At 74.0% G+C, this 23552-nt stretch carries 17 protein-coding genes; 9 read left to right on the top strand and 8 right to left on the bottom strand.

Going from position 1 to position 23552, the window contains the following annotated elements:
- The first annotated feature begins 444 nt into the window (after positions 1 to 444).
- The 7 genes from urtA (at position 445) to uca (ending at position 10711) form a co-directional block, all read left to right on the top strand.
- The gene (gene urtA, locus AC6CH9_RS18965) at positions 445 to 1710 is read left to right on the top strand and encodes an urea ABC transporter substrate-binding protein (RefSeq protein WP_237840182.1); all 1266 of its coding nucleotides are present in this window, start codon (positions 445 to 447) and stop codon (positions 1708 to 1710) included.
- A 101-nt stretch (positions 1711 to 1811) separates the two neighbouring features.
- Positions 1812 to 2696, top strand: coding sequence for an urea ABC transporter permease subunit UrtB (gene urtB, locus AC6CH9_RS18960; RefSeq protein ID WP_498156285.1), 885 nt, complete (start codon positions 1812 to 1814; stop codon positions 2694 to 2696).
- The gene (gene urtC, locus AC6CH9_RS18955) at positions 2693 to 3916 is read left to right on the top strand and encodes an urea ABC transporter permease subunit UrtC (protein ID WP_498156284.1); all 1224 of its coding nucleotides are present in this window, start codon (positions 2693 to 2695) and stop codon (positions 3914 to 3916) included. The genes urtB and urtC overlap by 4 nt, the downstream gene beginning before the upstream one ends.
- Positions 3913 to 4857, top strand: coding sequence for an urea ABC transporter ATP-binding protein UrtD (urtD, locus tag AC6CH9_RS18950; RefSeq protein WP_498156283.1), 945 nt, complete (start codon positions 3913 to 3915; stop codon positions 4855 to 4857). Before urtC ends, urtD begins: the two co-directional genes overlap by 4 nt.
- Positions 4857 to 5549: an urea ABC transporter ATP-binding subunit UrtE gene (gene urtE, locus AC6CH9_RS18945; protein WP_472865646.1), complete on the top strand. Its 693-nt coding sequence runs from the start codon at positions 4857 to 4859 to the stop codon at positions 5547 to 5549. The genes urtD and urtE overlap by 1 nt, the downstream gene beginning before the upstream one ends.
- Positions 5550 to 5663: 114 nt before the next feature.
- Positions 5664 to 6362, top strand: coding sequence for a GntR family transcriptional regulator (locus AC6CH9_RS18940; protein WP_498156282.1), 699 nt, complete (start codon positions 5664 to 5666; stop codon positions 6360 to 6362).
- Positions 6363 to 6994: 632 nt separating this feature from the next.
- Positions 6995 to 10711: an urea carboxylase gene (gene uca, locus AC6CH9_RS18935; protein WP_498156281.1), complete on the top strand. Its 3717-nt coding sequence runs from the start codon at positions 6995 to 6997 to the stop codon at positions 10709 to 10711.
- Between the two features lie 27 nt (positions 10712 to 10738).
- On the opposite strand, the gene AC6CH9_RS18930 is transcribed toward uca, so the two are convergent.
- The 4 genes from AC6CH9_RS18930 to AC6CH9_RS18915 form a co-directional block, all read right to left on the bottom strand.
- The gene (locus AC6CH9_RS18930; protein ID WP_498156280.1) at positions 10739 to 11032 is read right to left on the bottom strand and encodes a WXG100 family type VII secretion target; all 294 of its coding nucleotides are present in this window, start codon (positions 11030 to 11032) and stop codon (positions 10739 to 10741) included.
- 124 nt (positions 11033 to 11156) lie between these two features.
- Complete coding sequence (locus AC6CH9_RS18925) at positions 11157 to 11888, bottom strand: HD domain-containing protein (RefSeq protein ID WP_498156279.1); 732 nt, start codon at positions 11886 to 11888, stop codon at positions 11157 to 11159.
- A gap of 255 nt (positions 11889 to 12143) precedes the next feature.
- Positions 12144 to 13826 (bottom strand): sensor histidine kinase, encoded by a 1683-nt coding sequence (locus AC6CH9_RS18920; protein ID WP_498156278.1) that lies wholly within the window; start codon positions 13824 to 13826, stop codon positions 12144 to 12146.
- Positions 13823 to 14560 carry a response regulator transcription factor gene (locus AC6CH9_RS18915; protein WP_389280214.1) on the bottom strand — a complete coding sequence of 246 codons (738 nt, stop codon included), beginning with the start codon at positions 14558 to 14560 and terminating at the stop codon, positions 13823 to 13825. Before AC6CH9_RS18915 ends, AC6CH9_RS18920 begins: the two co-directional genes overlap by 4 nt.
- Positions 14561 to 14675: 115 nt before the next feature.
- Between AC6CH9_RS18915 and AC6CH9_RS18910 the strand changes: the two genes are divergently transcribed.
- Positions 14676 to 15905, top strand: a complete 1230-nt coding sequence (locus AC6CH9_RS18910; RefSeq protein WP_498156277.1) for a winged helix DNA-binding domain-containing protein — start codon at positions 14676 to 14678, stop codon at positions 15903 to 15905.
- A 25-nt stretch (positions 15906 to 15930) separates the two neighbouring features.
- Here the strand turns inward: AC6CH9_RS18910 and AC6CH9_RS18905 are convergent, their stop codons facing one another.
- On the bottom strand, positions 15931 to 16530 hold the full coding sequence (locus tag AC6CH9_RS18905) for an NYN domain-containing protein (RefSeq protein ID WP_498156276.1): 600 nt from the start codon (positions 16528 to 16530) through the stop codon (positions 15931 to 15933).
- Between the two features lie 92 nt (positions 16531 to 16622).
- On the opposite strand from AC6CH9_RS18905, the gene AC6CH9_RS18900 reads away from it, so the two are divergent.
- Complete coding sequence (locus AC6CH9_RS18900) at positions 16623 to 17390, top strand: type 1 glutamine amidotransferase (RefSeq protein WP_498156275.1); 768 nt, start codon at positions 16623 to 16625, stop codon at positions 17388 to 17390.
- A 626-nt stretch (positions 17391 to 18016) separates the two neighbouring features.
- Here AC6CH9_RS18900 and AC6CH9_RS18895 read toward each other — a convergent pair.
- The 3 genes from AC6CH9_RS18895 to AC6CH9_RS18885 all read right to left on the bottom strand — a co-directional run bounded on the left by AC6CH9_RS18895 (position 18017) and on the right by AC6CH9_RS18885 (position 23292).
- On the bottom strand, positions 18017 to 18820 hold the full coding sequence (locus tag AC6CH9_RS18895) for a PspA/IM30 family protein (protein ID WP_498156274.1): 804 nt from the start codon (positions 18818 to 18820) through the stop codon (positions 18017 to 18019).
- Between the two features lie 102 nt (positions 18821 to 18922).
- Positions 18923 to 20986, bottom strand: coding sequence for a TPM domain-containing protein (locus AC6CH9_RS18890; protein WP_498156273.1), 2064 nt, complete (start codon positions 20984 to 20986; stop codon positions 18923 to 18925).
- Positions 20987 to 21090: 104 nt separating this feature from the next.
- On the bottom strand, positions 21091 to 23292 hold the full coding sequence (locus AC6CH9_RS18885) for a pectate lyase-like domain-containing protein (protein WP_498156272.1): 2202 nt from the start codon (positions 23290 to 23292) through the stop codon (positions 21091 to 21093).
- Positions 23293 to 23552: the final 260 nt, after the last annotated feature.

Here is a 23552-nt window from a genome sequence, read left to right as displayed (position 1 = left end):
CGCGAGGTAGAGCTCCGGTCCCGCGAGGTAGAGACGAGGTTCGGGAACGCTCCACGACCAGGGCTCTACCTCGGCGGACCAGGGCTCTACCTCGGCGGACCAGGGCTCTACCTCGGCGGACCAGGGCTCTACCTCGGCGGACCAGGGCTCTACCTCGGCGGACCAGGGCTCTACCTCGCGCTACCGGGGGTCTGCCTCGAGAGACGTTCTCGAGCGCGTGACCGGATCGTGACCGTGTGACACGTGCCGTTAACAGGGCGGGCAGATCGGGCGAAACACGGCGTCACTAGCGTCGACATCAGTGGGCACCACCCCGGGCACATGCACGTATACAGACCTGTACCCGGTGCCTGCGGCGAGCGACCGCCTGCCCGGCGGCCGCCGGCCCCCTGCTGAGAAACCTGCGCAGAACTCCGCTGTGCGAACCTCGCTGAAAGGACTCTCGTGACACCTTCACGCGCCACGACCCGTCTCGCCCCGGCCGCCGCTCTCGTCGCCCTCGCGCTCACGCTCACCGCGTGCGGCGCGAAGACGGAGACCGGCGACGGTGCGGGCGCCGCGACCAGCGCCGCCGAGAGCTGCGTCGACACCTCCGGCGACACCGTCAAGATCGGCTTCCTCAACTCGCTCTCCGGCACCATGGCGATCTCCGAGCAGACCGTTGCCGACTCGCTCGCCCTCGCCGCCGAGGAGATCAACGCCGACGGCGGTGTGCTCGGCAAGCAGCTCGAGATCGTCCAGGAGGACGGCCAGTCCGAGCCCACCGTCTTCGCGGAGAAGGCGGAGAAGCTCATCACGAGCGACTGCGTCGCCGCGGTGTTCGGCGGCTGGACGTCCGCGTCGCGCAAGGCGATGCTCCCCGTCTTCGAGGCCCAGGACTCGCTGCTCTTCTACCCGGTCCAGTACGAGGGCCTGGAGTCGTCGCCCAACATCTTCTACACGGGCGCGACGACCAACCAGCAGATCGTCCCCGCGCTCGACTACCTCAAGGAGCAGGGGGTCGAGTCGATCTTCCTCGTCGGCTCCGACTACGTCTTCCCGCGCACGGCGAACAAGATCATCAACGCCTACGCGGAGGCCAACGGCATCGAGGTCCTCGGCGAGGAGTACGCGCCCCTCGGCCACACCGACTTCTCCACCATCGTCAACAAGGTGAAGTCCGCCGGCGCCGACGCCGTGTTCAACACGCTCAACGGCGACTCCAACGTCGCGTTCTTCAAGGAGTACAAGAACGCGGGCCTGGGCCCGGACACGATGCCCGTCGTGTCGGTGTCCATCGCCGAGGAGGAGGTGGGCGGCGTCGGCGTCGAGAACGTCGAAGGCCAGCTCACGGCCTGGAACTACTACCAGACCATCGACAGCCCCGAGAACGCGACGTTCGTCGAGGCGTTCCAGGCGAAGTACGGCGCCGACCGCGTGACGTCCGACCCGATGGAGGCGGCGTACACCTCGCTCTACCTCTGGAAGGGCATGGTCGAGAAGGCCGAGTCGTTCGACGTCGCCGACGTCCAGGAGGCCGCCGACGGCGTCACCTTCGACGCGCCGGAGGGCTCCGTCACCGTGAACGGCGACAACCACCACATCGCCAAGACCGCCCTGATCGGCAAGATCGGCCCCGACGGCCTCATCTACACCGAGTGGAGCTCGGGCGAGCCGATCGAGCCCGACCCGTACCTCGAGGGCTACGACTGGGCCGAGGGCCTCTCCTGACCCCCTGAGTGCTGGGTGTCTGTCGTCGCCGCAGGGTCGGGACGGCAGATACCCAGCACTCAGCGGGCTCCTGTTCGCACCCACCGGAAGGCACGACGCCCATGGATGTGCTGTTCTCGCAGCTCTTCGCGGGGCTGAGCCTCGGCTCGGTCCTGCTCCTCGCCGCCCTCGGGCTGGCGCTCACGTTCGGCCAGATGGGCGTCATCAACATGGCGCACGGCGAGTTCATGATGGCGGGCGCCTACACGGCGTTCGTCGTGCAGGGGGTCGTCGGGAACGCCGGCGTCTCGCTGCTCGTGTCGCTGCCGCTCGGGTTCCTCGTCGGTGGCCTGCTCGGCCTGCTCCTCGAGGCGACGCTCATCCATCGGATGTACAAGCGACCGCTCGACACGCTCCTCGTCACGTGGGGCGTCGCGCTCGTGCTCCAGCAGGTCGCGCGCGACGTGTTCGGCGCCCCGAACGTCGACGTGCGCGCCCCGGCGTGGCTGAGCGGCGCCGTCGACCTGTTCGGTCTGGCCGTGCCCAAGACGCGCGTGTTCATCCTCGCGCTGGCGCTCGTCGCGGTCGTCGCTCTCGCCGTCGTGCTCAAGGTGACGCCGCTCGGGCGGCGGATCCGCGCCGTCGTGCAGAACCGCGACCTCGCCGAGGCGAGCGGCGTCTCCACGCGGACGACGGACCGCCTGACGTTCTTCATCGGGTCCGGTCTCGCCGGGATCGCGGGCGTCGCGCTCACGCTCCTCGGGTCGATCGGCCCGACTCTCGGCACGAGCTACATCGTCGACGCGTTCCTCGTCGTCGTGGCGGGCGGCATCGGCCAGATCAAGGGCACCGTCATCGCCGCGTTCGCGCTCGGGCTGCTCCAGGCGACCTTCGAGTACTCCACGACGGCGAGCATCGCCAAGGTGCTCGTGTTCGTCGTCATCGTCGTCTTCCTCCAGGTGCGACCCCAGGGCCTCGTGTCGGTCCGGACGAGGAGCCTCGCATGAGCGCCGCCACGACCGGGAGCACGTCCCGGCTCACCACCCTGTACCGCTCCTCGCGCGCCCGCGTGATCGTCGGGTTCGCCCTCGCCGCCGTCCTGCTGTTCGCGGTCGCGCCCGCCACGCTCTCCACGTTCCGCCTCGGCCTGCTCGGCAAGTTCCTGTGCCTCGCGATGGTCGCCGTCGGCATCGGCCTCGCGTGGGGCCGCGGCGGGATGCTCACGCTCGGTCAGGGCGTGTTCTTCGGCCTCGGTGCCTACATCATGGCGATGCACCTCAAGCTTGCCGACGCGGGGCCGGGCGGGGTTCCGGACTTCATGATGCTCTACGGCTCGGGCGAGGTGCCGGGCTGGTGGGAGCCGTTCCGGTCGCCGGTCGTGACGGTCCTCGCCATCGCGATCGTGCCCGCCGGTGTCGCGGCGCTGCTCGGCTTCGCGGTCTTCACACGGCGGGTGCGCGGCGCGTACTTCGCGATCCTCTCCCAGGCGCTCGCGGCGGCGTTCGCGATCCTGCTCATCGGCCAGCAGGCGACGACGGGCGGCACCAACGGCCTCAACGGCTTCCGGTCGTTCTTCGGGTACGACCTCGCGGACCCGGTGAACAAGCGCATGCTCTTCTTCATCGCGGCGGGCGCCCTGCTCGTCATGGTCGCGATCGCGCGCCAGCTCATGGTGTCTCGGTACGGCGAGCTGCTCGTCGCCGTGCGCGACCAGGAGAACCGCGTCCGGTTCCTCGGCTACGACCCGGCGAAGGTCAAGGTCGTCGCGTACGCCGTCGCCGCCTTCATGGCCGCCGTGGGCGGCGCGCTGTTCGTGCCGATCGTCGGCATCATCTCGCCCGCCGACGTGGGAGTCGTCCCGTCGATCGGGTTCCTCATCGGCGTCGCGATCGGCGGCCGGGCGACCCTGCTCGGCCCGGTGCTCGGGTCGATCGCCGTGAGCTGGGCGCAGACGAGCCTGTCCGAGACGTTCCCGTCCGGCTGGATCTACGCGCAGGGCGCGCTCTTCATCCTCGTCGTCGCGTTCCTGCCCGGCGGCCTCGCCGAGCTGTTCACGCGGTGGCGCCGCTCCCGGGGCGGCACCGTGCCCGACGGCGGCGCCCCCGACCCGGCAGACGGCGGCACCGCGGCCGGGGGCCGCCCGGGCGAGCCGGACCCTGGTGACCCGACGGCCGAGGCGCCGACCGCCGTCGACCACGACCCTGCCACCTCCGGGAGGACCGCATGACCACGCAACCGACCGGGCCGGCGTCGGGCACGGCGCCCGCGCCCGAGGCGGGCGCCATCCTCGAGACCGGCGTCGCGGGCGACGGGCTCGACCTCGAGGCGGCGCAGTCCGTCCTCGGCGTCGACGACTCGCGGTTCCGGCACGACTACCTCGAGGTGCGCGGCCTGCGGGTCGAGTTCGACGGGTTCGTCGCCGTCCAGGGCGTCGACCTCACCGTCACCGCCGGCGACCTCCGGTTCCTCATCGGACCCAACGGCGCGGGCAAGACGACGATCGTGGACGCGATCACCGGTCTCGCCAAGGCGTCGGGGTCCGTGCAGTTCGGCGGGGTCGACCTGCTCGGCCGGAAGACGCACCGCATCGCGAGGGCCGGCGTCGGGCGCACGTTCCAGACGGCGAGCGTGTTCGAGGAGCTCAGCGTGCTCCAGAACCTCGACATCGCGGCGGGTGCGGGACGCGGGCCGCTCGCGCTCCTGCGGCGTCGTACGTCGACGCCCGAGGCCGTCGAGCAGGCGCTCGAGACCGTCGGGCTCGCGCACCTGCGCGACGTCCAGGCCGGGATCCTCGCGCACGGGCAGAAGCAGTGGCTCGAGATCGGGATGCTGCTCGTCCAGGACGCGCGGCTGCTGCTGCTCGACGAGCCCGTCGCGGGCATGAGCCAGGCCGAGCGCGAGCAGACGGGCGAGCTGCTCCAGCGCATCGGCGCCCAGCGGACGGTCGTCGTCGTCGAGCACGACATGGAGTTCCTCCGGGCCTTCGCGAGCTCCGTGACCGTGCTGCACCTGGGCCAGGTGCTCGCCGAGGGCACGTACGCCGAGGTCCAGGCCGACCCGCGCGTGCAGGAGGTCTACCTCGGCAGCGCGGGCGCGACCCGCGGCGCCCGACGGCGGGGCGCGGCGCCCACGTCGGCGGCCCCGACGACCGACGAGAAGGAGGCGTGATGCTCGAGCTCACGGGACTGCATGCGGGCTACGGCCGGACCATGGTGCTCCACGGCGTCGACCTCACGGTGCCGGCGGGCGGCGTCGCCGCCGTGCTGGGGCACAACGGCGCCGGCAAGACGACGCTCCTGCGGACCGCGCTCGGGCTGCTCAAGGCCCGGTCGGGGAGCGTCGTGCTCGACGGCGAGGACGTCACCCGGCTGCCGACGCACCAGCGCGTGCGGCGCGGCCTCGCGTACGTCCCGCAGGGGCAGCAGTCGTTCGGCGACCTCACGGCGCGCGAGAACCTCCAGCTCGTCGCCGACACGTCGCGCGAGGGGCCGCGACGCCTCGACGACGCGCTCGACCTGTTCCCGGCGCTGCGCGGGCTCCTCGGCCGACGGGCCGGGCTCCTGTCCGGCGGGCAGCGGCAGCAGCTCGCCATCGCGCGCGCCCTCATCACCGGCCCGCGCGTGCTCGTGCTCGACGAGCCGACCGAGGGCATCCAGCCGTCCGTCGTCACCGAGATCGAGGACGCGATCCTCACCCTCACCGACGCGGGCGGCCTGTCGGTCCTGCTGGTCGAGCAGCACGTCGGGTTCGCGCTCGGCGCCGCGCGCGACTACGTCGTCCTCCAGTCCGGGCGCGTGACGAGCCGCGGGTCGGGCGGCGAGGCCGCCGAGGAGAGCGTCCGTGCGGCGATGGCCGTGTAGCCGACGCGGCGTCGACCCGCACGGCGTACCCGGCGGCACCGCCGCCGGGTCGCCGTGCGGGATGATGGCAGGGCATGACCACGACGCACGGGCCGGACGACCAGGAGACCCCGCATGGACATCGTGACCGCGCCGGAACCCGCCACGACCTCGTTGCGCGACGCCGTCTACACGCGGTTGCGCGCCGAGATCCTCAACGGTCGGGTGGACCCGCGCGAGCGGCTCACCGAGCCCAAGCTGAGCCGGCGGTTCGAGGTGTCGCGCACGCCTGTGCGCGAGGCGCTGTCCCGGCTCCTGTCCGACGGGCTCATCCAGCGCACCGACTTCGGGTACGCCGTCGTCGTGCCCAGCCTCGCCGAGCTGCGCGACCTGTACGAGCTGCGCGTGACCCTCGAGCTGCGCGGCGTCGAGCGCATCATCGAGAACACCGAGCTGCACTACGACACCGACGCCCTGCGCGACGAGCTCGCCCGGTGGGTCGAGCTCCGCGCCGCGCCGCCGGAGCCCGACCCGAGCTTTGTGCTCCTCGACGAGCGCTTCCACACCGTGCTGTCCCGCGCAGCCGGCAACGAGCGCCTCACCGAGGCGCTCGTCGAGGTCAACGAGAAGGTGCGCGCCGTGCGCATGTACGACTTCGTCGAGTCCGAGCGCATCCGCATCACCATCGACGAGCACATCGAGATCCTCGAGCTCGCGCTCGCCGACCGCCTCCCCGAGGCCCGCACCGCGCTCCACCTGCACGTCGGAGAGTCGCTCGCCGTCGTCATGGAACGCGCGGCGCGCGCGCTCTCGCGTATGGCCCTCGCCGTCTGACGCTCGGCGCCGGTTCGCCGAGGTAGAACCCTGGTTGCGTGAGGTAGAGCCGTGGTTGGCCGAGGTAGAGCCGTGGTTGCGCGAGGTAGAGCCGTGGTTTGTGTGCCCGACGGCGTGTGGTTACGTCGGGTGGTCGGGGTGGGTGGTGGTGCCGCGTCTACCATCCGCGCCGCTCGTTCCTCGCGTCGCTCCCGTGTTCTCGGTCGGGATCGTCCTGCGTTCGCGAGCTCACTCCGGACGATCCCTCGTTCCAGGCCCGCCACGACGCGGCACCACCACCCACCCCGCCCGGCGTCGACCCACCCTGGTCCGTTCCCACCTTCGGCGACTGCCCGCGGCGCCGATTCGCCCGGCGCCCCGCCACCAGGCGGTACCGTCGCGGAGCGGGTGGTCTGTACGTGTCCGGGTCGCGGGACGCGCGCCCACGTCGACTGCTCGACCCGCCGGGACGGCCGGGTCGTGCCCGTGCGGAGCCAGCATGAGCGGCCGGGTAGGCCACTCGCGCCGCGGGCCTGATCACGCGAGCCCGGGAGCCGAGGAGGGAGGGCTCGGCGCGGCGCGGTGGGCTCTAGGCTGGGGGCGTTCTGTCCGACGGCGAGGCGTGGCCTCGCGCCCCTACCCCGGGGAGGGCGATGGCCGCCACGCTGCTCGTCGCGAACCGCGGCGAGATCGCCTGCCGCGTGCTGCGCAGCGCGCGGGCGCTCGGGCTGCGCACGGTCGCCGTGCACTCCGACGCGGACCGTGGGGCGAGGCACGTCCGGCTCGCGGACGACGCGGTGCGGATCGGCCCGGCGGCGGTCGCCGAGTCCTACGACGACGGTCGCCGGCTCCTCGACGCGGCACTCACCGCGGGCGCGGACGTCCTGCACCCGGGCTACGGCTTCCGCGCGGAGGACGCGGGCTTCGCCGCGGCGGTCGAGGCGGCCGGAGTCGCGTTCGCGGGCCCGACCCCGGAGCAGCTCCGCGCCCTGGGCGACAAGGCCCGCGCTCGTGCGCTCGCGCAGGAGTGCGGCCTGCGGGTGCTGCCGGGGTCGCCGGTGCTCGGTGGCCTGGAGGACGCGCTCGGGTGGGCGGACGAGATCGGCTTCCCGCTCGTGCTCAAGGACGCCGGTGGCGGTGGTGGGACGGGCGTGCACGTGTGCCGCGACGCGGCGGAGCTCGCCGCGGCGTGGCGGCGGGAGTCGTCGCGCCCGGGATCGTCCGGGCGGGTGTTCGTCGAGCGCCACGTCGACCGGGCACGCCACCTCGAGGTGCAGCTCTTCGGTGACGGGGCAGGCCGGGTCGTCTCGCTCGGCGACCGCGACTGCTCGCTCCAGCGCCGCCACCAGAAGGTCGTCGAGGTCGCGCCCGCGCCCGGCCTCGATCCCGGCGTGCGTGCGACCCTGCACGACGGCGCCCGTCGCCTCGCGGCGCGGGTCGGGCTCCGCTCGGCAGCGACGCTGGAGGCGCTGCTCGACGTCGGCTCCGGCGAGGTGACGTTCCTCGAGGTGAACCCGCGGATCCAGGTCGAGCACACCGTGACCGAGGAGGTCACCGGCGTCGACCTTGTGGCCTGGATGCTGCGCCTCGCCCTCGGCGACACGACCGTGCTCGACGACGTGCCGCCGTCGGGGCCCGCCGTCCGTGGGGCGGCGGCACAGGCGCGCGTCTACGCCGAGGACGTGCGCCACGGGCGGCCCGCCACGGGCACGCTCGCGCGGTTCGACCTGGGGCCGCTCGACGAGCGCGCGGCGTCCTGGCCCGACGTCCGCGTCGAGACCGGCGCGAGCGCGGGTGACGAGCTCGGTCCCGAGGCGGACCCGCTGCTCGCGAAGGTCGTCGTGCACGCGGCGTCGCACGCGCGCGCGGTCGCGGGGCTGCGCGCCGCGCTCGCGGGCGTGCGCGTGGACGGCGTCCCCACGAACGTCTCGCTGCTGCGCGCGGCGCTCGCCGACCCCGCCGTCGTCGAAGGGTCGGCAACCACCACCACGCTCGCGACCGTGCACGACCCGGAGCCCTGGGTCGACGTGCTCGACCCGGGCGTCCTCACGACGGTGCAGGACTGGCCGGGACGCACCGGGTACTGGGGGGTGGGCATCCCGCCGTCGGGCCCGATGGACGACCTGTCGTTCCGCACCGGCAACCGCGCGCTCGGCAACCCCGAGGGCGCGGCGGGGCTCGAGTGCACCCTCACCGGCCCGACCCTGCGGTTCTCGCACGAGGCGACGGTGTGCGTCACGGGGGCGCCGGCGCCCGTGACGGTCGACGGGGCCCCCGTGCGGCAGTGGGAGCCCGTCGTCGTCCCCGCGGGCGGCGTGCTCGCCGTGGGCGCGCCGTACGCCGTCGGGCTGCGGACGTACGTGCTCGTCGCGGGTGGTCTGGACGTCCCGGAATACCTCGGGTCGGCGGCGACCTTCGTCCTCGGCGCCGTCGGCGGCCCGGCGGGGCGCGCGCTCGTCGCGGGCGACGCCCTGCACCCTCGCCCCGGGACGGCCGGTCGGCCGGGCGAGCCGGTGGCGAGCGCTCCTGGGCTGGGTGCCGCGGGCGCGGTGCCGCCCGACGCCCGCCCCCGGATGGGGCACTCGTGGGAGCTCGCGGTGACGACGGGGCCGCGGTCCGCAGCGCTCACCGCCGCCGCGCTCGGACGGCTGCGGACGTCGTGGTGGCGGGTGCTGCCGCACGCGGACCGGACCGGCGTGCGGCTCGCCGGGCCGCCGCTCACGTGGGTGCGGCCCGACGGCGGGGAGGCGGGGCTCCACCCGTCCAACGTGCTCGACAACCCGTACTCGGTGGGTGCGCTGAACATCAGCGGGGACACGCCGATCCTGCTCGGCCCGGACGGACCGAGCCTCGGCGGCTTCGTGTGCGCGCTCGCCGTCGTCGCCGGCTCCCGGTGGAAGCTCGGACAGATGCGCCCGGGCGACGTCGTGCGGTTCGTCACCGTCCACGACGACGGCGCCGACCGGCTGCGTCGCGACGACGCGGCCCGGGCGGCGGCGCGCGTCCCGACGGTGGTGCGCGCCGTCCGGGGCCGGGACGTCGGGGCCTTCGTCGGCGACGACGTCCGGCCCCCGGGCGGGCCGACGCCGCGCGCCGACCGGCACCCCGCGGTCCGCTACCTGCGCGGCGCCGACGACGCGCTCCTCGTCGAGTACGACGGCGGAGCGGGGCTCGACCTGCACGACCGGCTGCGCATCCACGCCTTGGCGACCGGTCTCGAGGCCGCGGCTCCGCGGGGCGTGCTCGACGTGACACCAGGCGTCCGCACGCTCCACCTGCACGTCGACCCCGAGACGCTGCCCGTGGCACGGCTCGTCGGGCTGCTGCGGGAGCTGGAGGAGGACCTGCCGCCGAGCGACGAGATCGAGGTGCCGAGCCGCGTGCTCCGGCTGCCCCTGAGCTGGGAGGACCCCGCGATCCGGGACGCCGTCGAGCGGTACGCGGCCGGGGTCCGGTCCGACGCGCCGTGGCTGCCGTCCAACGTCGACTTCGTCCGGCGGGCCAACGGGCTCGCGAGCGTCGAGGACGTGCGGCGCACCGTCCTGGACGCCGAGTACCTCGTGCTCGGGCTCGGGGACGTGTACCTGGGCGCGCCGCTCGCCGTGCCGGTCGACCCCCGGCACCGCCTGCTCACCACGAAGTACACCCCGGCGCGCACCTGGACCCCGTCCGACGCCGTCGGCCTCGGGGGAGCGTTCCTGTGCGTGTACGGCATGGCGAGCCCCGGGGGCTACCAGCTCGTGGGACGGACCGTCCCCGTCTGGTCGGCCCACGCGCAGCGCCCGCCGTTCCGCCCGGGCGTCCCCTGGCTGTTCCGGCACTTCGACCGGATCGTGTGGGAGCCGGTCGACCCGGACGAGCTCGCCGAGCGTCGCGCGGCGGCCCGTGCGGGCGTCCTGGAGGTCCCGGTCGAGGACGGCGTCTTCTCCGGCCGGGAGCACGCCGCGCTCCTCGCCCGCGAGGCGGACGACATCGCCGCGATCGGCGCGGCGCGGCGAGCGGCGTTCGGACGCGAGGCGGCGGCCTGGGCAGCAGCGGGCGAGCTCGTCGGGTCCGCCGCACGCGCGACCGCGCGTGGCGGCCCCGACCCGACGTCCGCCGGCGCACGCGACACCGAGCGCAACCCGGCCGCCCCCGACGACCCGGCGCGCGTCGTGCTGCGCGCGCCGCTCGGCGGCGTGGTGTGGCGCGTGGAGGCGCCGCCGGGGCGGCGCGTCGCCGAGGGCGCGCCCGTGGTCGTGCTCGAGGCGATGAAGCTCGAGCTGCCGGTCCTGGCACCGTCCGACGGTGTCGTCGTCGACGTCCGCGTGCGCCCGGGCGACCACGTGCGCGCCGGCGACCGGCTCGCCGTCGTGCACCTCGACGCCTGACGCGCCGCTCACCGGGCGCTCCCGCGCCTAGCGTGTCGTGAAGAGCCGCGCGGCCTGGGACTCGGCGTCCGCGTACGTCTGGGCGGCCGCGCCGAGCGCCGCCGTGATGTCGTCGAGCGCGAGCTCGACCTGGTTCTGCGTGGCCTGCCACTGCGTCATCACGCCCGTGAAGGAGGTCGCCGCGCCGCCGCGCCACGACGCCTGCAGGTCGGTGAGGTGGCGCATCATGGCCCCGACCTCCGCCCGGATCGCCGTGACCGACCCGTTCACCGCCGCGCTCGCCTGGGCGACCCGTGCGCTGTCGACCTCGTACCGGCTCATGTCGTCCTCCGTCGTCTCGTCGGCCCGCGGGCCGTCCCGCACGCGGCGGGTGCCGGTGCGACGACGACGCTAGCCACGGGACCGCGGGCGCCGCGGGCGCGGCGACGTCCCTGTGGACGACAGATCAGGAAGCGGGGCCTGTGGACGGCGCCGACGCCTCTGCCAGCTTGAGCTGCTCCTTGCGCAGCCGCTGGAGCTCGGCGTCGAGGTTCTGTCGCGCGGGCTCCTCCCACGCGGCGCCGAGCGGGCTCGAGAAGAGCGACCGGCGGTCGAGCAGCTTGGTGAGGATCGCGATCCGGGCACGCACGTAGTCGGGCTTCGGGATGTGCGCGTACTCGTCGCGCACGTCCTTGAGGTACTCCTTGTAACGCTGCGGCTCCGCGGCGAGCATCGCGAGGTCGGCGTCGCACAGCACCGCGCAGTCGAAGTCCGACGCGTCCGGCGCGTGCCGCACGAGCGCGTTCACGAGGTACGCGACGCGGCGGACCGCCGGCTCGGGGACCCCCAGGCTCGTGAGCTCGGCGCTCGCGAGCGCGGCGCTCGCCGACTCGTCCTCGCCGCCCTTGTTCGCGTACGTCGCACGGCCCTTGGCGTCAAAGATCGCCCCGTGGTACCAGGCCGCGAGGCGCACCAGGTCGGGGTCGTGCGTCTCCTGGGAGAGCTCGTCGACCCGGCCGAGCACGTCGGCCAGGTGGCGCAGGTTGTGGAAGTGGCGGTCCGGCTGGTCCCAGCGGTCGAGCAGCCCCTGCCCGACGGCGCGGACCTCGTCGTCCGGGGCGGTCGCCCCGGCGCCACGGGCGCTGCGGACGAACGAGGAGAGGAACCACTGCGGTGCGTCGGCGCTGTAGACGCCCATGAACTTTCGCCTTCTTCGACGGACACTTCGACGGACACGAGGAGATGACGGAGGCGGTCGTCACCAGGCGTGGTGCCTGGTGCGGAGGCCCCCGCGTCGCCGCACGGCCTCTCCACCAGCCTAGGTCTCGCGGGACGACCCGCCATCGTAGCCGCACTCGGAGGTGCCTCGGGAACCTGGGAGCCGCCTCCGCGCGGCGCGTCGTGCGCTCAGGAGCAGATCCGCAGGTGGGGCGGGGGGCGGGGTGCGCGGCCGTCAGGAGGCGAGCGGGAGGTCGACGCGGACGGTGAGCCCACCACCCGGCGTCTCGTGCACCGACACCCGACCGCGGTGCGCGCCCGCGATCGCGGCGACGATCGCCAGGCCCAGGCCCGAGCCGCCCGACGCCCGGTTGCGCGAGGAGTCCGCGCGGTAGAACCGCTCGAACACCCGGCCGCGCTGGTCGCTGGGGACGCCCGGTCCGTGGTCGCGCACCTCGAGCACGGCGACCGTGCCGGGGGAGCCGGCCTGCGCGTCGTCGGGTGGCGTCGCGGGGCGCACGGCGCCCAGCGCGATCTCGACCGGAGTCCCCACGGGAGTGTGGCGCGCGACGTTGCCGACGAGGTTCGCGAGCACCTGCCGCAGCCGGTCCTCGTCGCCGACGACGCGCAGCGCCGCGGGCGCCTTCGCACCGGTGCCCAGGCCTACCAGCCGGACCTCCCGGGTCGGGTCCAGCGCGTGCAGGTCCTGCGCGGAGTCGCGCGCGAGCGAGACGAGGTCCACGGGCTCGTGCCGCAGCGGCCGGCCCTCGTCGAGGCGGGCGAGCGCCAGCAGGTCGTTGACGAGCGTCCCCATGCGGGTCGCCGAGTCCTCGATGCGCCCCATCGTGTCGTCGACCTTGTCGGGCGTGTCGAGCGCACCCATCCGGTACAGCTCGCCGTAGCCGCGGATCGTCGCGAGCGGGGTGCGCAGCTCGTGGCTCGCGTCGGACACGAACCGTCGCATCCGCTCCTCCGACGCCTCCTGGACCGCGAAGGCCTCCTCGATCTGGGAGAGCATCGCGTTGAGCGACGCGGCCAGGGAACCCACCTCGGTCGTCGGCGGGGCGGGGCGCACGCGCCGCGACAGGTCACCTGCCGCGATGTCCGCCGCCGTCTCCTCGATCTCGCGCAGCGGGCGCAGCGCGCGGTGCACGGCGAGGTAGGCCACGGCGCCGCCGACGAGCGCGATCCCCAGCGCCGAGAGCGCGAGCGCGCGGCCCAGCACCTTGACCGTCTCGTGGATGCCGGTGAGCGGGAGGGCGACGAACGCGGTGCCGCCGAGCTCGCCGCTGAACTTGTCGTAGAAGAAGAACGTCGTGACGCGCCACTCGGCAGGATCGGTCCCGCCGACGGAGTCCACGGTGAAGGGCTCGTTCTGGCTCGCCTCGACCTCGGGGTCGGACATCGCGGGGATGTCCGGGACGCCGTAGAGGTTCACCGTCTGCGGCCACCGGAGGGGGATCTCCTCGCCGCCCTTCGGCCGGACGAGCACGTAGTAGTCGCTGGGCAGCTGCGAGCCGGCGCCGGCCCGGTCGTTCAGCGTGATGTTCGCGACCGCGGCCGCGGACCGCTCGAGCTGCACGTCGACCTGCCGCACGAGATAGCTCGACACGACCGTCGTCGTCACCGCCGACGCCAGACCGAGCCCCGCGGCGAGCAGGAGCACCGTGATGGCGACGAGCCGGGCGCGCAGCGGCACGCGCGCGAACCAGCCCCACCCCTCGGTGGGGACGGGACGGCCGAAGGGGCGCTCCGCCGTCGGGCCGTCGCCCGGTGAGCCGGGGGCCCCCGCCCCGGGCGTGTCGCCCGTGCCCGACGGCGCGGGGTCGGCGGGCGTCGTGCCCGAGCCGGGGGATGGGGGAGGGGGCGGTGGGACCGGTCGGGAACCCGTGGTCGTGCGGTCGGGGCCGGACGTCATGAGGTCGTCGGCGGCTGGCGCAGCAGGTAGCCCACGCCACGCTTGGTGTGGATGAGCGGTGGGAGCGCGACGGGCTCGCCGTCGGGACCGGGCACCGTGAGGTTGTCGATCTTGCGGCGCAGGTAGGAGATGTACGACTCGACGATGTTCGCGTCGCCGCCCCAGTCGTACTGCCACACGTGGTCGAGGATCTGCGCCTTGGACAGCACGCGGCCCGCGTTGAGCATGAGGTAGCGCAGGAGCTTGAACTCCGTGGGGGACAGGTCGATGTCGACGCCCGCCCGGCGGACCTCGTGCGAGTCCTCGTCCATCTCGAGGTCGGCGAAGCGCAGCACCGCGTCCTCCACGGGCTCGGCGTGCGTGCGGCGCAGCACCGCGCGGATGCGCGCCACGACCTCCTCCAGGCTGAACGGCTTCGTGACGTAGTCGTCGCCGCCGACGGTGAGCCCGGTGATCTTGTCGCGCGTGTCGTCCTTCGCCGTGAGGAAGACGACGGGTGTGTGCTGCCCCTTCTCGCGGAGGCGGCGCGTGACGGTGAACCCGTCCATGTCCGGCAGCATGACGTCGAGCACGACGAGGTCGGGCTCGACGTCGCGCACGAGCCGCAGGGCGCTCTGCCCGTCCGCGGCGGCGTGCACCTCGAACCCGGCGAAGCGCAGGGACGTGGCCAGCAGCTCGCGGATGTTCGGCTCGTCGTCGACGACGACGAGGCGTGCCTCAGGCGTGGTGCTCATGCCCCCAGTGTCCTCCCGCGGTCTGGGAGTCGCCTGGGAACGGGCTCCACCGTGGCCCGCTCCCGAGGCGGGTTCCGCGCGGTGCGCGTGGGCGGCGTCGGGCAGGATGGCGGGCGTGCGGATCACGGTGGACCAGAGGCGACGGCGGCTCGTCGCGCAACAGCTCGCGCTCACGACGGACCTGCCCGGACGCCCGGCGGCTCGCACCCCCGAGGACGTCGTCGACCGGCTGCTCGCCCTGCACGCCACGGACGCCCCGAGCGTCTACCTCTCCGTCCTCGCGCGCGTCCCCCGCCTCGTGCTCGACGACGTCCGGGACGCCGTGTTCCGGCGTCGCACCCTGGTCAAGGTGCTCGCCATGCGGCGCACGATGTTCGTCGTGCGGCGCGAGACGGTGCCCGTCGTGCACGCGGCCGCGGCGCTCGCGGTGGCCCGGCGGCTGCGCGCCCGCCTGCTCAAGGAGCTCGCGACGCTGCCCACGGACCCGCCGGTCGACGACGCGGCGACCTTCCTCGCCGCCGTCGAGGCCCAGGTCCACGGTGCGCTCGCGGAGCACGGACCGATGGACGGCGCGAGCCTGTCGAAGGCCGCGCCGCTCCTGCGCACCGCGTTCCTGCCCACCACCGCCAAGACGTGGGACGTGCGTCGCACCATGACGTCCCAGCTCACGGCGCTGCTCTCCGCGGAGGGCGCGGTCGTGCGGGGCGAGCCGCGCGGGTCGTGGTCGTCCAACCGCCACGTCTGGTCGCCCGTCGAGGACTGGTTCCCCGGCGGTATCCCCGCGATGGAGGAGGCGGCCGCGCGCACGGCGCTGGCCCGGTCCTGGCTCGAGGTGTTCGGGCCGGCGACGGTCAAGGACCTGACGTGGTGGACGGGCTGGAACCAGCGGGACACGCGCGCCGCGCTCGCGGCGCTCGACGTCGTCGAGGTCGAGGTCGAGACCGGCACGCAGGACGACGCGGCCCCGCAGGCCGGCGTGATGCTGCGCGGGACCGACCTGCCCGGGCGCGACGAGGTCCCGCTGGAGGGGAGCGTCGCGCTCCTGCCGGCGCTCGACCCGACGACGATGGGCTGGACCGCGCGCGACTGGTACCTCGGCCCGCACAAGGCCGCGGTCTTCGACACGATCGGCAACGCCGGCGCGACCGTCTGGTGGGAGGGCCGGATCGTCGGGGCGTGGGCCGTGCGCCCGGGCGGGGAGCCGGCGTTCCGCCTGCTCGAGGACGTGGGGTCGGACGCCGAGCGCGCCGTCGCCGCGGAGGCCGAGCGCATCGCGGCGCTCCTGGGCGGCGACGGCGTGACGGCGTCGTTCCCCACGCCCCTGTACCGCGAGCTCCACGCCTGAGTGGCGGCGCTCGCGGCGGCGGGCGTCAGAGGTAGCGCAGCGGGTCGAACTCCTCGAGCGGGATGATGCGCACGCGCGGCAGGACGGTCGTGAACGCCCCCGCGTGGTCCTCGAGGTCGAACACCTCGAGCCCGCGCCCGGCGAGCTCCGTGAGGCGGACGTTGACGAACTCGCGGAACGCGAGCACGCCCACCCGGCGGTCCGGGTCGTCGAGCAGCGTCTCGACCTGCGGCAGGAAGTCCCCGTCGTGGCTCGCGAGCAGCACGTCGCCCGGCTGGTCGACGATCGCGTCGAGCATCCGCTGGATACCGATGTCCACGACCTTCTCGCTGCCCGAGCCGGCGAGCGGGATCGGCCGGTAGCCCATCGCGAGGAGCGCCTGCACGAACGACATCGGCATCTGGCCCGACGACGCGTTGAGGAAGAACAGCGGCGTGACGTCCTGGCCCCATGCCTGGCGCGCGAACTCGACGATGCGGTCCCACCGTGGCCGCTCCTCCGGCGCGGGACGGTGCCCGAGGACGTTCATGCCGAGCGTCGCGTCGATGTTCTCGCCGTCGACGACGAGGTAGGTGCGGCGCGGCGTCGTCAGTGCTCGGCCGTCGGGGGTCTGGAGGTCGGACATGCTGGTCAGCCTATCCGCGCGGCGGTCGCCTGCCATGTCCACGACGTGGGTGTTTGCGTCGGGGTACCCCGGAGTGGGTACCGTCGGACCTCGTGACCACGTACGACACCGACGCCACGGCCGCAACCGGAACCGTCCGGATCACGGTCGTCCAGAACTCCCCGGACGTCACGCTCGACGCCTACGCCGACCAGCTCGCCGCCGACCTGCGGGTCGTGCGCCCGTACGACGGCGACACCGTCCCTGCGGCGGACGAGGTCGGTGACGGCCTCGTCGTCCTCGGCGGGCACATGTCCGCGCACGACGACGAGCGCGCCCCCTGGTTGCCCGCGCTGCGCGAGACCCTGCTCGCCGCGGCGACGACCGGCGTGCCCGCGCTCGGCATCTGCCTCGGCGCCCAGCTCCTCGCCGTCGCCGGTGGTGGCCAGGTCCAGGTCGCGGCGCCTCCGGGGCGCGAGGCCGGCGCGACCCGCGTCTTCTGGCGCGCCGACGCCGAGACCGACCCCGTGCTCTCCGCGCTCTCGGTGCCCGCCGCGGGCGACGCGCCGGTGCGGTACGTGACGAGCATGCACGCCGACGCCGTCGTCGACCTTCCCTCCGGCGCCGTCTGGCTCGGGTCGTCCAACATGTACCCCTACCAGGCGTTCCGCCTCGGCTCGGCGCTCGGCGTCCAGTTCCACCCCGAGGCGACGCGTGCGGGCTTCGAGGCGTGGTGCGACGCGTTCGACGACGTCGACACCGACGACGCGCTGGCCGGCTTCGACGCGCACGCGCCGGAGATCCTCGACGGCGGTCGTCGTCTCGCCGAGGCGTTCGTCGCCGAGGTCCGCGCGACCGCCGATCAGCGCGTCCCGGCCTGACCCGACGTCGCCGCCCCCCACGAGGGAGAACCGCGGTCGCGAGGTAGAGCCCTGGTCGCGCGAGGTAGAGCCGTGGTCGCACGAGGTAGAGCCCTGGTCGCGCGAGGTAGAGCCCTGGTCGCGCGAGGTAGAGCCCTGGTCGCGCGAGGTAGAGCCCTGGTCGCGCGAGGTAGAGCTCTGGTCGCGCGAGGTAGAGCCGTGGTCGCATGAGGTAGAACTCTGGTCTGCGAAGCAGAACCCCGGTCGTGCACGACGACGGTCGCGCCCGCGGTCAGGGCGCAGCCGTCGAGCGTCCACGCGGTCGTGCGGGTGCCCGGCGACCAGGGTGGGACGACGCCGGGCGGGGTAGGTGGTGGTGCCGCGTCGTGGCGGGCCCGGAACGAGGGATCGTCCGGAGTGAGCCGGCGAACGCAGGACGATCCCGACCGAGAACGCGCGAGCGACGCGAGGAACGAGCGGCGGATGGTCGACGCGGCACCACCACCCACCCCGACCACCCAGGCCGACCACGCGCCGTCGAGCACAAGAACCACGGCTCTACCTCGCGTGACCACGGCTCTACCTCGCGTGACCACGGCTCTATCTCGCGTGACCACGGCTCTACCTCGGCCGACCCTGCGCGGGCGTCACCAGTCGGAGGTGGGCGCGTCCTGGGTGGTGGTTCCGGACTCGATCGCGGGCGTGACCTGAGTGGGCGACACCTGCGGGGCGGGTGACGAGCCCTGCTTGAGGGCCGCGAGCCGGGCCTCGATCTCGACGGCCTCGCCGGACGTCTCGAGCTCGGCGAACTGGGAGTCGATGCTCGACGCCGCGACCTCGGCCTGGCCGATCGCCTGCGCCTCCTCACGGCGGACGATCTCCTCGTAGCGCGAGATCTCGCTCGTCGGGTCGAGCACGTTGATGGAGCTGATCGCGCCCTGGACGGTCTGCTGCGCCTGGGCGCTCTTCTGCCGGGCGACGAGCGAGTCGCGCTTGGACTTCAGCTCGCCGAGCTTGTCCTTCATCATCGCGAGGCCGGACTTGAGCTTCTCGACCGACTCGCGCTGCGACGCGATGAGCGGCTCGGCCTGGCGGACCTCGCCCTCGGCGGAGATCTGCTTGCCGAGCGCGATCTTGGCGAGGTTGTCGAACTTGTCGGCGTTGGCGGTATCACCCTGCTGCCGGTAGCGGTCGGCCTGCGCGGAGGCGGCGACGGCCTTCTGGCCCCACTCCTGCACGGCGGCGACGTCCTCGTTGTAGTCCTGCTCCGCGAGCCGCAGGTTGCCGATGGTCTGCGCGACGGCCTGCTCGGCGTCGGCGATGTTGTTCGTGTAGTCGCGCACGAGCTGGTCCAGCATCTTCTGCGGGTCCTCCGCGTTGTCCAGGAGCGCGTTGATGTTCGCGCGGGCGAGCTGCGCGATCCGTCCGAAGATGCTCTGCTTCTCCGCCATGGTCGTCCCTCTCTGGTGAGCCGTCTCGTGCTGGTCGGTGGTGCTCTGCTGGTGTCGTTCGTCCGTCTCGTCCGGTCTGGTCGCGGGTGCGTGCGGTCCGCGTCAGAAGCGCCCGCCGCGGCCCGAGCGACCGCCCGACGACCGGCCGCCGGAGCGCCCGCCCACCCGGCCGCCGCCGAAGCCTCCGCCCCCGGAACCGCCGCCGAAGCTCCCGCCCCCGAAGCCGCCGGACCGGCCGCCCCCGCCGCCGCGCAGGATCGAGTCGAGCAGGATGCCGCCGAGCACCATGCCCCCGACGTTGCTCCCGCCGCCACCACCGCCGAACATCCCGCCGCCCTGCGACGACTGCCAGCTCGACGCGTCCTGCTGGGCGCGCTGCGCGGCGGACTGGGCCTGCGCGTCGGCCTGCTGCGCGCGGTCGAGCGCGGCGACGGGGTCGGTCGGCTGGAGGGCGCGGGCCTCGCCGAGCAGGCGGATCGCCTCCGAGAGCCGGGTGCGCGCCTCGGGCCCGACGGCGCCGCGCCGGGTCTCGATGAAGTCGTTCGTCGCGCGGACCTGGGCGTCGACGCGAGCGAGCGTGTCGCGCAGGAGCGCGTTCGCGCGCGCGGCCTGCTCGGCCCGCTCGCGGAACGGCGTGAGCGCGGCGTCGAGCGCAGCCTCCGCCGCGGTGAGGCGCCGCAGCGCGGCGAGGGGATCGCCGCCGTCGCGCGCCGCACCCGCCGCCGTCGCGGCCGCCTGCGCCTCCGCGAGGGCCGGGGCCACGGCGGGGTCCGCGGGGGCGAGCCGGCCGGCGTCGGCGATGTCCGAGGTGATGGAGGCCAGCCCCTTGTCGAGGCGCGGACCTGACTCGGCGAGGTCCGCGCCCGCCCGGTCGACGGCGTCGAGCAGCGTGACCGCCTGCCCGACGGCGTTCTGCGCGGCGCGCGCGAGCGCGACCGCCGTCGCGCGGTCCTTGCCGGCGAGCGCCTCGCGACCCCGCGCGACGGACTCGCGGGCGTTCGCGACGAGCGCCTGCGCCTGGTCGGGGTTCTGCGCGACGGACGCGAGCGACGTCGGTGGGTACGTGCGGGCGAGGCCCTCGAGGGTCGCGCGCGCGGGCTCGACGCGGGCGAGGACCTCGCTCGCGCGCTGGTCGGTCTCGTCGAGCACCTGTGGGGCGCGCGCCTGGAGGTCGCGCAGCTCGTCGAAGGTGCGGGACTGGGCGTCGAGGGACTCCGCCACCTCGTCGCACAGCGCGACGATGCGGGCCATCGCGTCCCGGGCCTGGGGCTCGGTCTCGGGGCGGTCGTCGTCGAGCTGCTGACGGAGCGCGAACGCCTCGGAGACCTTCCGCTTGCCCTCGGCGAGCGCCGCGGAGAACTGCTGTGTCGCCTCGAGGCCGAACTGCGCCTGCGCGAAGCCGAGCTCCTGCTCCGAGGTCTTCACGGCGTCGTCGATCGCGACGAGGGCGGCGCTCGCGCGCCGGTTGAGCTCGTCGGTGGGCAGGGCCGCGAGGCCACCCTCCGCCGGACCCCCGCCCGGAACGGTGGTCCGGCGGCGTCTGGCGACCGCGCGCACGACCAGGACGACCACGAGGACGAGCACGCCGAGCCCGAGCAGGACCCAGAACCAGGACGCTCCCCCGGAGCCCTGGCTCGCTCCGCGCGCTACCTCGGCCGCGGCGATCGCGGCGCCGGCCCAGTCGTCGTCCCGCAGCTCGTCCTCCGCGGCCGCGGAGATCCGGTCCAGCTCGGCGTCGGTGAGGGACACGTTGTTGTCGTAGGAGAGCCCGTAGCGCCGGTCCTCGGTCGCGACGGCGAGGAGCAGGTCGTCGACGCCGAGCCCGGACGTGTTGGCGGTGGCGTTCGCCCAGTCGACGCCGTCCATGCCGTCGAAGCTCGGGACGTACACGACGAAGAGCTGGAGGTCGGTGTCCTGCGCGAGGCGGTCGAGCGCGTCCTGGACCGCGGCGGTCTGGTTGCCCAGGACACCGTCGGGATCCGTGATCTCGCCCGCGACGTCCACCGGGGGGACGGCGTGCGCGGTCCCGGCGGGGGCGAGCAGTGCGAGCCCGGTGAGCAGCACGACGGCAGCCAGGGCGAGGCAGGTCGCGACGAGGTCGTGGAGCGCGCGGGCGCCACGGTCCGCGGCGGCGCGGGGGAGCGAGGGACGGTGGGCCGTGCTCACGCGCCGATCCTTGCCCAGCCCCCGGGGTCCCGCAATCGGTACCGGCACGCGCCCGCGGCCCGCCTCCCCGGGGAGACGGACCGCGGGCGCTCAGCGGTGGCGCGTCAGCCGCACGCGACGGCGTCGTACGCCGCGGTGACGTCGTGCGCGGGCTGGTCGGTGCCCGTGACGTGCACGGTCGCCTCGCCCGCGGCGACGGACGACGCGCGCGTCGCGAACGACTGGTACGCGTTCGCGCCCGGGGCGACGCTCGCGACGGTGCGTGACCCGAACGGCGTCGAGAGCGTCACCGCGAGGGGTGCCTCGCCGCCGTTGGCCGCCCGGACCGCCACGTACGCCCTGCCCGCGAGGCAGCGCGTCGTGGCCTCGACCGTGACGTCCGCCTCCGCGGGGAGGTCGGTCGGGTACGCGACGACCTGCGGGGAGGCGAACGAGCCGACGGCGGGAGCGCCCGTGTCGTTGACGACGTGGTCGATGCCGCCCGACCCGTTGAGGAAGACGCTCGTCATCGACCGGAACGTCACGCCCGCGCGGACCGGCGTCTGGATGCCGCTCGCGACGCGCACGTCCACGCCCTGGTTGAAGAACGAGTACACGCCCAGCCCGACGGCGTCGTGCCGCCGGACGTGGTCGCCCACCCGGTACGACGCGAACCCCTTGCGGTCGCCGTCCATGAACGCGGCCTGGCTCGGCACGTCGTAGGGGATCTCGCTCTGGTAGAAGACCGTGCGGCCGCGCTCGCCGTTCCAGATCGTCTGGTTCTTCTGGTAGTGCTCGACGAACAGGCCCGTGGCCGTCACGTCGTCGCCGTTCACGACGACGCCGTGGTCGCCCGTGTTCTGGTCCCACCCGATGCCGGCGCCGTGGTCCCCGCGCCAGGCCCAGATGTGGTCCATGAGCACGTGGTCGCTGTTGACCTCGATGCTCGTCGTCGCCTTGCCGACCCACGGCCCGCCGACGCGGACGAACACGTCGGTGAGCGTCGTCGGGTCGGTGGCGTCCGCCACGTGCGCGTCCGCCGGACCGACGCGCACGAGGACGTCCGACTCGACCGGTCCGGCGTCGACCGTGATGCCCGCGACCTTGACGCCCGCGACGTCGCCGATCTCCAGCGCCGCGGTGCCCGACATCGGGGCGAGCGACGCGTAGCCGAGGCCCAGCACGACCGTGTCGGGGTTCTCGACGCGGATCGCCTCGTCGAGGTGGTAGACGCCGGGCGTGAGCAGGAGGTGCTTGCCGGTCGCGAGGGCCGCGTTGATCTCCGCCGCCGAGTCGCCCTCGTGGGCGACGAAGAAGGCGTCGAGGGACAGCTTCTGGCCCGCGTCCGCGTCGGTCGACCAGTCGACGCCGCGCGTCTCGGTCCGCGCGTTCGGCACGAACACGGCGAGGTCCTCGCCGTCACGGAAGAGGAACGGCGCCTCCCGGCTCAGCGGGGTCGTGTCGAGCGTCGTCTTGTTGCCGGCGGTGCCGTCGGGCCGGGGTCCGAAATCCGTGGCCGGGGCGCCCTCGACGCCGGAGAAGACCATGTTCCACACGCCGCCGTCCCAGGTGCCGACCTCGGAGTTGCGCGTGTACCACTGCTGCTGCGAGCCGGTCACGAGGCGGCCCGAGACGCGCGAGTTGGCGAGGTAGCCACCGCTCGCGTACTCGCCGAAGCGGCCGAAGACCGTGAGGTCGCCCTGGATGTCGACGCGGCGCAGCGGCGCGGCCTGCGACACCGCGAACCGGAGCTGGTGCGGGTCGGTGATTCCCGCCGGGAACGGGCGGTTCACGTCCTCGTCGACCGGGCGCTGGATCGGGTTGATCGCGACGTTGCTCAGCGAGCGCCAGAAGCGCGTGAGCGAGCCCGGGTCCTGGCAGCTCCACGGGTTGTTCGGGCAGCTCACGACCGGCTGCACGCTCAGCGCGCCGTTGATGAGCACGTCGTCGGGCTGCGCGCCGAGGCCGGCGATCGCGGTGTAGTAGCCGACCTCCGCGTTGACGATGCCGGTCGCCGTCGCCGGGTCGTTCGCGCCGGACGCGTCGCCGTAGACGCCGGGCTCGAAGAACACGGCGTGGCGGTCCTGGCTGAACTCCGCCTCGTCGTTGATCGACGCGAGGTAGGTGTTGATCTGGTCCACCGACCACGAGTCGTCGATGAAGACGACGTTCGGTCCGAGGTCGGGATCGGTGGCCGGGGCGGCCGTGGCGGGCGCACCGAGCGCCACGCCCGTCGCGGCCACGGCGAGCGCCGCCACGCCGGCGCCGGCGGCACGGGCGCGACGAGCCGGTCTGCCCGCGCCGGGGATGGTCGTCGAGAGGGTCACGGTGGGTGTTCTCCTTCGAACAGGGGGTCGGCGCAACGCACCGACGCCGGCGCGACGTCGCGCCGGTGCGGGGAGCCTAGGGCACAACTGACTGCCTTGTCAGTAACTTGCTGGGAGCGCTCTCACATCGTGGGACGAGCGCGGGAGTGCAGGAGAGACGGCGCCCCTCCGAAGCAGTTCGAGACGCACGTCTCACGCACTCGACGGGGGCCTATCACGCCACGACGCCCAGGTCCCTCGTGCTCTCGGTCGGACTGGGC

Source organism: Cellulosimicrobium sp. GQ32 (assembly GCF_059758455.1).
The sequence above is the reverse complement of the archived record's forward strand: the minus strand, read 5'-3'. Positions and strand labels throughout refer to the sequence as shown.

Excerpts from the sequence above, each read along its gene's own strand:
- urtB (WP_498156285.1), top strand. The coding sequence starts at position 1,812 with ATGGATGTGCTGTTCTCGCAGCTCTTCGCGGGGCTGAGCCTCGGCTCG.
- urtC (WP_498156284.1), top strand. The coding sequence starts at position 2,693 with ATGAGCGCCGCCACGACCGGGAGCACGTCCCGGCTCACCACCCTGTAC.
- urtD (WP_498156283.1), top strand. The coding sequence starts at position 3,913 with ATGACCACGCAACCGACCGGGCCGGCGTCGGGCACGGCGCCCGCGCCC.
- urtE (WP_472865646.1), top strand. The coding sequence starts at position 4,857 with ATGCTCGAGCTCACGGGACTGCATGCGGGCTACGGCCGGACCATGGTG.
- AC6CH9_RS18940 (WP_498156282.1), top strand. The coding sequence starts at position 5,664 with ATGGACATCGTGACCGCGCCGGAACCCGCCACGACCTCGTTGCGCGAC.
- uca (WP_498156281.1), top strand. The coding sequence starts at position 6,995 with ATGGCCGCCACGCTGCTCGTCGCGAACCGCGGCGAGATCGCCTGCCGC.
- AC6CH9_RS18930 (WP_498156280.1), bottom strand. The coding sequence starts at position 11,032 with ATGAGCCGGTACGAGGTCGACAGCGCACGGGTCGCCCAGGCGAGCGCG.
- AC6CH9_RS18925 (WP_498156279.1), bottom strand. The coding sequence starts at position 11,888 with ATGGGCGTCTACAGCGCCGACGCACCGCAGTGGTTCCTCTCCTCGTTC.
- AC6CH9_RS18920 (WP_498156278.1), bottom strand. The coding sequence starts at position 13,826 with ATGACGTCCGGCCCCGACCGCACGACCACGGGTTCCCGACCGGTCCCA.
- AC6CH9_RS18915 (WP_389280214.1), bottom strand. The coding sequence starts at position 14,560 with ATGAGCACCACGCCTGAGGCACGCCTCGTCGTCGTCGACGACGAGCCG.
- AC6CH9_RS18905 (WP_498156276.1), bottom strand. The coding sequence starts at position 16,530 with ATGTCCGACCTCCAGACCCCCGACGGCCGAGCACTGACGACGCCGCGC.
- AC6CH9_RS18895 (WP_498156274.1), bottom strand. The coding sequence starts at position 18,820 with ATGGCGGAGAAGCAGAGCATCTTCGGACGGATCGCGCAGCTCGCCCGC.